Annotated in this window: 10 protein-coding genes; 3 read left to right on the top strand and 7 right to left on the bottom strand. The window is 61.0% G+C overall.

Translation table 11 applies throughout. The features are described from left to right. Positions 1-110: 110 nt before the first annotated feature. Complete coding sequence (locus PG881_RS01160; RefSeq protein WP_270797809.1) at positions 111-1331, top strand: winged helix-turn-helix domain-containing protein; 1221 nt, start codon at positions 111-113, stop codon at positions 1329-1331. Positions 1332-1387: 56 nt separating this feature from the next. Beyond that, positions 1388-2164, top strand: coding sequence for a substrate-binding periplasmic protein (locus PG881_RS01165; RefSeq protein WP_017409219.1), 777 nt, complete (start codon positions 1388-1390; stop codon positions 2162-2164). A gap of 131 nt (positions 2165-2295) precedes the next feature. Here PG881_RS01165 and PG881_RS01170 read toward each other — a convergent pair whose 3' ends face one another. Further along, positions 2296-2937, bottom strand: a complete 642-nt coding sequence (locus PG881_RS01170) for a TetR/AcrR family transcriptional regulator (protein ID WP_270797810.1) — start codon at positions 2935-2937, stop codon at positions 2296-2298. Positions 2938-3030: 93 nt separating this feature from the next. Here PG881_RS01170 and PG881_RS01175 point away from each other — a divergent pair, with 93 nt between their 5' ends. Beyond that, positions 3031-3729, top strand: coding sequence for a DAPG hydrolase family protein (locus tag PG881_RS01175; RefSeq protein WP_269383229.1), 699 nt, complete (start codon positions 3031-3033; stop codon positions 3727-3729). A gap of 144 nt (positions 3730-3873) precedes the next feature. Here PG881_RS01175 and frdD read toward each other — a convergent pair whose 3' ends face one another. The 6 genes from frdD to PG881_RS01205 form a co-directional block, all read right to left on the bottom strand. Then, positions 3874-4230 (bottom strand): fumarate reductase subunit FrdD, encoded by a 357-nt coding sequence (frdD, locus tag PG881_RS01180; RefSeq protein ID WP_011706986.1) that lies wholly within the window; start codon positions 4228-4230, stop codon positions 3874-3876. Positions 4231-4342: 112 nt separating this feature from the next. Then, entirely contained in the window at positions 4343-4741 is a 399-nt protein-coding gene (locus PG881_RS01185; protein WP_270797811.1) for a fumarate reductase subunit C, read from the bottom strand. 16 nt (positions 4742-4757) lie between these two features. Next, positions 4758-5492, bottom strand: coding sequence for a succinate dehydrogenase/fumarate reductase iron-sulfur subunit (locus tag PG881_RS01190; RefSeq protein WP_011706985.1), 735 nt, complete (start codon positions 5490-5492; stop codon positions 4758-4760). Next, positions 5485-7269 (bottom strand): fumarate reductase (quinol) flavoprotein subunit, encoded by a 1785-nt coding sequence (gene frdA, locus PG881_RS01195; protein ID WP_011706984.1) that lies wholly within the window; start codon positions 7267-7269, stop codon positions 5485-5487. Before frdA ends, PG881_RS01190 begins: the two co-directional genes overlap by 8 nt. Positions 7270-7786: 517 nt before the next feature. Beyond that, positions 7787-9664, bottom strand: a complete 1878-nt coding sequence (locus PG881_RS01200; protein ID WP_076360364.1) for a methyl-accepting chemotaxis protein — start codon at positions 9662-9664, stop codon at positions 7787-7789. Between the two features lie 125 nt (positions 9665-9789). Further along, entirely contained in the window at positions 9790-10509 is a 720-nt protein-coding gene (locus PG881_RS01205) for a glycerophosphodiester phosphodiesterase (protein ID WP_270797812.1), read from the bottom strand. Positions 10510-10511 lie beyond the last annotated feature (2 nt).

Raw genomic sequence — 10511 nt, forward strand, 5'->3', positions numbered from 1 at the left:
GGCTTGGGCATGCTGATGGCCTGATTGGCGGGGTCCGCTTACCTGTTTCCCTGCATTTAGCCCCTGGCGCCGCCAGCCGCCCGTCCCCCGATACCAAGGAGTGGTTCGTCATGTCGATTCCCCATCTTTCACTGCAGGATGCCCGCCATCTGCAACTGGCGGCCCAGGGCCTGCTGACGCCGCGCCGCGGCAAGGCGCGCGCGGTCGACCTGCTGGCTACCATCCGCCGCATGGCGCTGCTGCAGATAGACACCATCTCGGTGGTGGCCCGCAGCCCCTATCTGGTGCTGTTCAGCCGGCTGGGGCAGTACGATCCGCGCTGGCTGGAGCAGTTGCTGGCCGATGGCCAGATCTTCGAATACTGGGCGCACGAGGCCTGCTTCGTGCCGCGCGAGGATTACCGGCTGCTGCGCCATCGCATGCTGGATCCCGCTGCCATGGGCTGGAAATTTTCGGCCAACTGGCTCGCCACCCACCAACAGGATATTGGCGAGATCATCGAGCGCATTCGCCAGCACGGCCCGGTGCGAGCGGCGGATTTTGAACGCAAAGAGGGGAAGGGCAACGGCTGGTGGGACTGGAAGCCGGAGAAGCGCCACCTGGAGGTGCTGTTTACCGCAGGCCAGCTGATGGTGCGCGAGCGGCGCAACTTCCAGCGAGTTTACGATCTGGCCGAGCGGGTGATACCCGAGTGGCGCGACGAGCGGGATCTGCCGAGCCTGGAACAGGCACAAAGAGACATGGTGCGGGCCAGTTGCCGGGCGCTGGGGCTGGTCAAGACCGGCTGGGTGGCCGACTACTATCGGTTGCGGCGCGGCAAATACGACGCCCTGCTCCATCAGCTGGCGGACGAGGGAGAGCTGCTGCCGGTGCGGGTGGAGGGGTGGCAGCACGGCGCCTTCGTGCACGCCTCGCTGGCAGATGAGCTGGCCCAGGCCCAGTCCGGCACTCTCAAGGCCAGCCACACCACGGCGCTGTCGCCGTTTGATCCGCTGGTCTGGGATCGCAAACGGGCCAGCGAGCTGTTCCAGTTCGACTATCGCATCGAGTGCTACACCCCGGCGCCCAAGCGCCAGTACGGCTACTTCGTGCTGCCGCTGCTGCATCGCGGCAAGCTGGTGGGCAGGATGGACGCCAAGGCCCATCGCCAGCAGGGGATCTTCGAGGTAAAGAGTCTCTATCTGGAAGCGGGAGTCAGGGTGACCCGGACCCTGGCGCAGGATCTGGCCAAAGCGCTGCAGCGGCTGGCCGACTGGCACCAGACCCCGACCTTGCGCTACGGCGCCATCCCCGCGCCCCTGCTGGCCCTGTGGCAGGAGAAGGCACCCTGACGGGGAGCGTCACGCCCACCTGAACTAAGCTGCAAGGGAAGCGAAGGAGGGAGACGATGACGCGATCCATGTTGTTGCTGCTGGGATGGGGCTTGGCCGGGCTGGTGGAGGCGGCCCAGCCCGAGGTGCAGATCTGTCTGGGGGAGGGCAACGAGTGGGCCCCCTTCACCTACTGGGAGCGCAAGGATGGTGTGCCCGACACCCGCCGTCTCACCGGCTCCGCCACGACCCAGGTGCTCGAGGCCCTGAAAAAGCTCGGGTTGCCCTACAAGATCCGTTATCTGCCCTGGGCGCGAGTGCAGCAGGAGCTGGCCGATTATCGCCAGAACCGCTTGTGTGAGCTGACCTGGGATGCCAGCTACAAGCCGGAGCGGGCGGAGTATGCCTTCTACAGCGTGCCGCTCTACTACACCCACCTCGGATTTTTCTACCTCAAGCGGCGCTTCCCCGAGGCGCCCGATCTGCAGACGGTCAATCGTTCCCGGGTGTGCGGGGTGATCGGCTACAACTATGCCCCTTACGGACTGGCGCTGGAGCCGCGCCGGGTCAAGCAGCTGCAGCAGGCGCTGGACATGCTGGGGCGTGATCGCTGCGACTTCTTGCCCAGCGAAATTGAACCGCTGATGAGCGGCATCGGCCTTGGCATCTACCAGAGCGAGAGCGGCCTGCTCAACCTCGCCCTGCCCAGCCGCAAGGGCTTCTATCTGCTGGTGAGCAAGGGATCGCCACGAGCCTATGAGCTGGTGACCCGCCTCAATCAGGTGTTCATCGAGTTTCAGGACAGCGGTTACAGCGACGAGGTGATGCGCCGCTTTTTACCGCCGACAGAGTGAGCACCATCAACAACCGGGCCTGACGCCCGGTTTTTTATGGCGGTGATGGGGCCTGGCGGCTCTTCGCCAGGTTCTGCGTTCGGATGTCATCTCACCTGTTGCCCTGGCGCAGCCTCCTTGCCAAGGGGGCTTTACTCTCGCACCAGACCGGGCAGGACCAGGGCTACGGCGGCGGCGATACGCGTGCGGATGTCGCTGCCCGGTGCCAGCAAGCCGAGTGCCATCTGGCGCAGCGGCTCCGCCATGGTCATCGCCAGCAACAGATCGCTGGTTTGGGCGGTGTCCAGCTCGCGCAGCCAGCCCAGTTGTTGCTGGCGCTGCAACCACGCCGCCAGGGTCGCCCTGCCGCGCGCAATGCCGTTCTCCTGATAGGCCGCCAGCAGGGCATCGCGCCCCGCGAACTCATGCTGCAGCAGCCGGAACATGCCCACCGCCGGTGCACTCAACACCTGGCTGGCAATGGCCTGCAAGCCCTGCTCCAGCATCTCCCCCAGCGCCTCGGAATGGGTTGCATCCTGCTCGAAGGCCGGTTGAAAGGCATCGGTCCAGCTGCGCACCGCCTGCGCCACCAGATCGTCACGGTTGGCGGCAAAGCGGTAGAGGGTTTTCTTGGCAACCCCCGCCTGCTTGGCCACCGCATCCACGGTCGCGGCGCCGTAGCCCCCCTTGAGCAACAAGGTCAGCGTCGCCTCGGCCAGGGCGGCGCGCAGGTCGGCTTCCGGGGTAAGCGGGCGGCCTCGTGAGCGTGTTTCTTCATCGGTTTGCTGTGACATGATGGGCTCCTGGAAAGCATTGACAGACCAAGCATACAGGCATAGCCTAAATTAGGAAACGAAATTAGTTTCCTAATTTATCGGAGTCTCATCATGGATACTTCCCCGTTGTTTGCCCCCTGGGGCGTCAATGACATCAATGAGTTGCTCAGGCCGCAGCCGCTGCGCCTGGAAATGGGCCTGACCCGCAGCACCGACGGCCTGCTGACGGTCGCCATCCGCACCGATCTGCACGGCTGCAAGGGGCGCATGCTGGATTGGTGGTTCACCTTCTTCGAGACGACCCAGCACATCAGGTGGTGGCACCCGCACGACCACGTCGAGCACCGGGGCTGGGATCATCACTGGAAAAAAGGGGAGCGCTATGTGGGGGCCAGCATAGCGGCGGTGGAGTGGCTTGCCGAACTGCCGCCAGTGGCGGCCCGCCTCAAGTTTCACGGTGCCGAAGAGGTGTTCGCGTCGCAGGCGCTGCAGGAGGCGCGGGAGACGCAGGCTCTCTCTGCCGCCATCTGCGCCCGTATCGGCTTTGGCGACGAGGTAGCCCTGGATGAACAGGGGGCGCCGCTGGATGGCGAGATGCTGCACCTGGCGCGCGATACTTCCTATGGCTGTGTGCTGCGCAGCCGCTTCCTGCTGGGCAAGGCCTGCGCCAATCCGTTTGACGAGGTACCGGACGAGGTAGGCTTCAACCTGATGCGCCACTGCTACAGCGAGTTCAGCTATCTGGCGCAGTTTCTGCCGTCGCTCTACTACGCGGAAAACGGCCGTGAACCGGCGCCGATGCTCTGGTGACGGGGCTGACAGTTGGCATTGAACGTTGCTGAGTGCCTTGACACATCCAGGGATCATGCCCGTTATCGGGCTGCGGCGTGAGCCGCCGAGGGGCCATAAAAAAACCGGGCACTTGGCCCGGTTTGTCATTGCGTCAGGATGCGCTTACTGGAATACCAGTACCATCAGCAGACCCAGAGTGATGGCGGACACCAGGAAGGCGAAGCCATAGAACACATAGTGGTGCAGCTTGGTGGTGTGGATCCCCAGATCATGCAGGCCGTGGTAGATGCGGTGCATGCCGTGCCAGATGGGCAGGGCGATGATCACCAGCAGGATGCAGGCACCCCACCAGGAGCTGGCGAACTCGAGTGCGCGTTCGTAGCTCATGGTCTCCACGTCCATGATGCCCATGGGCACCAGCAGACCGGTGATGAGGACAATGACCGGCAGCAGCATGGCAACCACCATGCCACCGGCACCAAACAGTCCCCAGTATATAGGCTCGTCAGAACGTCTCATATTTTTTCCTCAAATCATGATTGAGAGATCGTGGCCAACGTTTCTGAGTGACAGCCCGGCACCAAACAGGCACCAATAACTGGGTTCGTCAGAACGTCTCATGGTTTTCTCCTCAGGCCACGATGATCAGGACAAGCAGGGATACCACCGCCAGCGCCACATACTGGGCGATGACGATCGGCTTCTCCGGCACCAGGTCTTCGCCACGGAAGATGCGCATGGCTTTCGGGGCCAGTGCGAACCAGGTCTTGGCGTGGAACAGGCAGGCTGCCAGGGCGATGACATGGAACAGGATGGCGATCGGGCTTTGCAGGGATTCCAGCCAGCCGTTGAACGCCTCCTGACCCTGTACCAGCCGCAACAGACCCCACATCAGCACGACGGCGTAGATGGAGACGAAGATGCTGGTGCCTTCGCGGATCATGTAACTGGTGTAGAAGGCATTCTTCAGCCACCAGTCTTTCTTCATTTCGCGGACGTAAGGCTTACGTTTGCTATTGGTGTTGTTCATGGTCTCATTCCTGATCTCAATCTGGCTTGAACATGGCGATCATGTAGTCCTTGGCGCTCTCGACCTTGCCAAGCTGGATGGCCGCCGCCGGATCCACGCCTTTCGGGCACACTTCGGAGCAGTAGCCCACGAAGGTACAACCCCAGACGCCCTCGTCCTGGCTGATGATCTTCATCCGCTCTCTGGACGCGCTGTCGCGGTTGTCGGCGTTGTAGCGATAGGCCAGCGCCAGTGCTGCCGGACCGGTGAACTTCTTGTTGATGCCATATTGCGGGCAGGCCGCGTAGCACAGACCGCAGTTGATGCACATGGAGAACTGGTGATACTTCGCCATGTCAGCCGGGGTCTGGGTGTACTCGCCGTCGCACAGGCTGCGCGGCTCGGCCGGGATGATGTACGGCTTGATGCTCTCCAGCTTCTCGATGAAGTCGGACATGTCGACCACCAGATCGCGCTCGATCGGGAAGTTGTTGAGCGGCTCTATGGTCATCTTGCCCGGCAGGTAGTCGCGCAGGAAGGTCTTGCAACCCAGTTTGGGAATGCCGTTGACCATCATGCCGCAGGAGCCGCAGATCGCCATCCGGCAGGACCAGCGGAAGCTCAGGGTAGAGTCCAGATGATCCTTGATGTATTGCAGCGCATCCAGCAGGGACATCTCTTTGAGGTAGGGCACCTGGAAGGTCTGCATCCAGGGCTCGTTATCCTGCTCGGGACGGTAGCGCAGGATTTCAATTTCGATCATCTCAGCCATTCTTCTTAGCCTCGTCTTGTTTCTCACCCTCGGAACCGTATACGCGTTTCGCCGGTTGGGATTTAGTGATCTTCACATCGGAGTAATCGATGGTCGGGGCCCCTTCACCGTTGTAGAAGGAGAGAGTGTGCTTGAGGAAGTTCACGTCATCACGCTCTTCGTAACCGTCCAGACGCTGGTGCGAACCGCGGGACTCTTTCCGGTTGAGGGCGGAGTGCGCCATGGCTTCGGCCACGTCCAGCATGTAGCCCAGTTCGATGGCGTACAGCAGGTCGGTGTTGAAGACCGAGGACTTGTCGTTGATCTTGATCTTCTTGTAACGGGCCTTCAGCTCGTTGATCTTGTCGATGGTGCCCTGCATCAGCTCTTCGGTACGGTAGATGCCGACCCCGGCTTCCATGGACATGCCCAACTCGTTGCGGATATCGGCCGGGTTTTCGGTGCCATCGATATCGAGCAGGGAGAGGTGCTGCTTGATCAGCGCCTCGGCCTTGGCGGCCAGCGCCTGGGTGTTGCCGTGTTGCTGGGTCTTGGCAAACTCACCGGCGTGCTCGCCGGCTACCTTGCCGAATACCACGATCTCGGACAGGGAGTTGGAACCCAGACGGTTGGCGCCGTGCAGACCGACCGAGGCACACTCGCCCAGGGCGTACAGACCCGGCATGCGGGTGGCGCACTGACCGTTGGTCTCGATGCCGCCCATGGTGTAGTGGGCAGTCGGACGGACCGGGATCGGCTCTTTCACCGGATCCACACCCACGTAGGCCTTGGCCAGTTCGCAGATGAAGGGCAGACGCTCTTTCAGGTACTTCTCGCCGAGGTGGCGCAGGTCGAGGTGAACCACATCGCCCATCGGGCCCTGGATCACGCGGCCTTTTTGCTGCTCCTGCCAGAAGGCCTGGGAGAGACGGTCGCGCGGGCCCAGCTCCATGTGCTTGTTCTTCGGCTGGCCGACCGGGGTTTCCGGGCCCAGACCGTAGTCTTGCAGGTAGCGGTAGCCATCCTTGTTGAGCAGGATGCCGCCTTCACCACGACAACCTTCGGTCATCAGGATGCCGGTGCCCGGCAGACCGGTCGGGTGGTACTGTACGAACTCCATGTCGCGCAGCGGCACGCCGTGGCGGTAGGCCAGCGCCATGCCGTCACCGGTGACGATGCCGCCGTTGGTGTTGTAGCGATAGACACGGCCGGCGCCACCGGTGGCCAGAATGACGGATTTGGCTTGGATGAAGCGGGTGATGCCGTTCTGGATGTCGAAGGTCAACACGCCCTGGACGCGACCATCTTCCACGATGAGATCCATGCAGAAGTGCTCGTCAAAGCGCTTGATGGTCGGGTACTTGATGGAGGTCTGGAACAGGGTGTGCAGAATGTGGAAACCGGATTTGTCTGCCGCGAACCAGGTGCGGGGGATCTTCATCCCGCCGAAACGACGCACGTTGGCCTTGCCGTCCGGCTTGCGGCTCCAGGGGCAACCCCAGTGCTCCAGCTGGATCATCTCGTTGGTGGCATTGTTGACGAAGTAGTCGACCACGTCCTGCTCACACAACCAGTCGCCACCGGATACGGTGTCGTTGAAGTGGTTTTCGAGGGAGTCATCATCACGGACGACACCGGCGGCACCGCCTTCTGCGGCCACGGTGTGGCTGCGCATCGGGTAGACCTTGGAGATCAGGGCGATCTCCAGCTCCGGGTGGGCTTCTGCTATGGCGATTGCGGCACGCAGGCCACCGCCACCAGCACCGATGATGGCGACATCGGTCTTGATAATATCCACATCTGCCTCCTTAGGGATAGATTTGCTGGGCACGATTTTGCTCTATGAAAAAAATTCAGGCTTGATGCAAGTCAAACTGGTTTGTTTTAGTGCTTGGCAATGGTGACTTTTATCAAAATCACCCCATTCCTTGGATGAAAACGCCGTAATTATCGCCATCCTTCAGTTATCGGTATCAGCCGCTGTCATTGCTATGGTTATTTTAAGCTCAGGATTATACTTAGTTTTCTTTCAAAAAAATGAGAAACACCTCTCTTTTTAGGTATTACCCATAAAGTTTTTAAGTTTTTTATCAAAAATATTTAATAATAATTATTCACGGATAGAACAATACTGTGCTTGAGTTCAAAAAACTAATCCGAATGTCGGCCTTGATGCGTTGCTTTATGACGAGATAGCGCTTCGTATGGGGATTTCCATCCCCATAGTCCCGATTGTTGATGTGGTAATAACTATTGAAACAAAAGCATTTTTTCATAAAAAAAGGGGCCTGTGTGGCCCCTTTGATTTCGGTTGATCAGATCCGGAACATGCCGACCTGATTGCTCAGTTCACCTGAAATATTTTTAAGTTGTTCAGACAGATGGCGCGAACTGTCGGCATCAACCGCCAGCTCGTCCGAGACATCCTTGACCGCCTGGATGTTGCGGCTGACCTCGTCGGTCACCGCCCGCTGCTCCTCGGCGGCGCTGGAGATCTGGGTGGCCATGTCGGAGATCTGGTTGATGGAGGCGGTGATCTGCTCCAGTGCCTGGGTGGCATCGTTGGCATCTTCCACGCTGTTCTGGGCCAGCAACTGACCCTCGTGCATGGTGCTGACGGCGCCCTGGGTGTTGCGCTGCAGGGTTTCGATCATGCTGCGGATCTCGACGGTGGAGCTGTGGGTACGCTGGGACAGTACCCGCACCTCGTCGGCCACCACCGCAAAGCCGCGACCCTGTTCACCGGCCCGGGCCGCTTCAATGGCGGCGTTCAGCGCCAGCAGGTTGGTCTGCTCGGCGATGCCCTGAATGGTGGAGAGGATGGTGTTGATCTCCTGGGCGTTCTTTTCCAGTTCCTGAATGATGCCGGAAGCCTGCTTGACCTGGGTGGCCAGATCCGTGATGGAGCGCTGGTTGCGGGCGATCACCTGCTTGCCGTGCTCGCAGCTGCTGGAAGAGCTGCGGGCCGCATCGGCGGTTTGCTCGGCGTTGCTGGCCACTTCCACTGCGGTGGCGGACATCTCGTGTACTGCGGTGGCGATCTGGGAGATCTCGTTTTGCTGGCGAGCCAGACCCTGGCTCGATTTTTCCGCCATGTTGTGGGACGACTTGGCTTGCTGGTTCAGCTGTCCGGAGGAGTTGGAAATGTCCTGCACCATCACGTGGATCCGGTCGATGAAGGTGTTGACGTGCTTGGCGACGATACCCACTTCGTCTTCACGCTCGATCTTGACGCGGCGGGTCAGGTCGCCGTTGCCGCGGGAGAGATCGGCAATCGCTTCGCCCAGGGTTTTCAGCGGGGCCAGCGAACCGTTGATGGCGACATAGGAGAAGCCGGCGACGATGAGGATGGTGAGCAGGCCTTGCAGCAGGGCGGAGGTCACCATGCGGGAGACGGACTGATAGGCGACCGCTTCATCCACCACTATGCCGAAATACCAGTTGGTGTTGGGGATCTCGGTCAGGTCGAACACGCTGGGTTTGCCGCTGATATCCATCTCGGAGATGGTGTTGTCATGGGCCAGCTCGTTGACCTTGGCGGCGGTCAGCTCGGGGGAGATGGCGGTCGCCTGTTTGAGGGCGAGCTCCTTGTCCGGGTGGGCGATGATGGTGCCATTGCTGTCCACCAGGATGGCGTAGGTCCCTTCCGAGTTGATGGCCAGTACGTCGCGCACCAGGGCGTCGATGGAGACGTCACCGGCGATGACTCCCTGGGTATTGCCCCGGGTGAAGGGCTCGGCGATGGTGATGATCAGCTGGCCGGTGGTGATGTCGGCGTAGGGGGCCGTGATGGCCAGCTTGCCGGCGGCCATGGCGTCCTTGTACCAGGGGCGCTGACGAGGGTCATAGCCGGCTGGCAGATCGGTCGGCTTGCTCTGGATCATCTTGCCATCCTTGGTGCCGACGTAGACTAGGTCAAAGTTGCCGGCATTCATGGATTGGGCCAGATGGCTGATGGGTTCGTCCTCCTTGGCGAAGGCCTCCTTGGTGGAGGTGACCATGCTGATGCGGGCATCCAGCCAGCGGGAGATGCCTTTCACATTGGCAGCCGAGCTGTCGTCGATGAAGCTCCAGATCAGGCGCTGGGTTTCGCTTCTCAGCTGGGTGGTGTTGTACCAGACCTGCAGGCCGGTGATGACCAGGATAATGACCCCGATGGCGAGGACAAGCTTGTTCTTGATGGATAAGTTCATGTTTACATCCTTGTGAGCGTCAGTCTGCGATGTGTGGTTTTATTGTTATGGGCCAACACTGTATCGGCCAAAGTAGAACTTTTTGTATCCCGGTGCGCCTTTAAATTTATAGCTTAAATCAGCGGTTATCGATCTCTCCCTGGCACAATGAGTCCGTTTTTGGCCGGCGGCAGGAAGCGGTCCGGCCGGTTGGTAAAGACGCCATCGACGCCGATGGCGGCCAGCATCGCCTGATCGGCGGGTTCATCGACCGTATAGACCAGCACCTTGAGCCCGCGGTCGTGGGCATCCTGCACCAGAGCCTGATCGACAAAATCCACGTCGCAGTTGAGCGACCAGGCCCCCAGCTCGGCGGCAAACTTGGCGAGGGTGAGGGGAATGGTGGAAGTGAGTGCCCCCAACCGGATGTCGGGGCGCAGGGTGGCAAAGCGGGCGAGCTCCGGGTGATGGAAGGAGGAGACGACCCACTGCGTGGGCGCGAAACCAAGCTCGGCCTCGGCACGCCGGGTCAGTCGGGCCACCTCGTCGGCTGTTTGTGATCCTTTCAGCTCGATGTGCAGCTCGGCCTGGCCGGCAATCGCCTCCATCACCTGCCACAGGGTCGGGATCCCTTCTCCCTCACCGGCATCCAGGCTCGCCAGATAGGCGTGCGACTGGGCCGTCAACACGCCGCCGCCGTCGGTGCAGCGCTCCAGCCGCCGGTCGTGGAACACCCACAGCTCGCCGTCGGCCAGCTGCACGTCGATCTCGATGGCCCCGGCGCCCAGCGCCAGCGCCAGCCGGATGGCCTTGAGGGTGTTTTCCGGTGCCAGTCCGCTGGCGCCGCGATGGGCAATGATCTGCATGA

This window comes from Aeromonas sp. QDB54 (assembly GCF_027707385.1).
Lineage (GTDB): Bacteria > Pseudomonadota > Gammaproteobacteria > Enterobacterales > Aeromonadaceae > Aeromonas > Aeromonas hydrophila.

Coding starts and splice junctions, on each gene's coding strand:
- PG881_RS01160 (WP_270797809.1), top strand. CDS start 111: ATGTCGATTCCCCATCTTTCACTGCAGGATGCCCGCCATCTGCAACTG.
- PG881_RS01165 (WP_017409219.1), top strand. CDS start 1,388: ATGACGCGATCCATGTTGTTGCTGCTGGGATGGGGCTTGGCCGGGCTG.
- PG881_RS01170 (WP_270797810.1), bottom strand. CDS start 2,937: ATGTCACAGCAAACCGATGAAGAAACACGCTCACGAGGCCGCCCGCTT.
- PG881_RS01175 (WP_269383229.1), top strand. CDS start 3,031: ATGGATACTTCCCCGTTGTTTGCCCCCTGGGGCGTCAATGACATCAAT.
- frdD (WP_011706986.1), bottom strand. CDS start 4,230: ATGAGACGTTCTGACGAGCCTATATACTGGGGACTGTTTGGTGCCGGT.
- PG881_RS01185 (WP_270797811.1), bottom strand. CDS start 4,741: ATGAACAACACCAATAGCAAACGTAAGCCTTACGTCCGCGAAATGAAG.
- PG881_RS01190 (WP_011706985.1), bottom strand. CDS start 5,492: ATGGCTGAGATGATCGAAATTGAAATCCTGCGCTACCGTCCCGAGCAG.
- PG881_RS01200 (WP_076360364.1), bottom strand. CDS start 9,664: ATGAACTTATCCATCAAGAACAAGCTTGTCCTCGCCATCGGGGTCATT.
- PG881_RS01205 (WP_270797812.1), bottom strand. CDS start 10,509: ATGCAGATCATTGCCCATCGCGGCGCCAGCGGACTGGCACCGGAAAAC.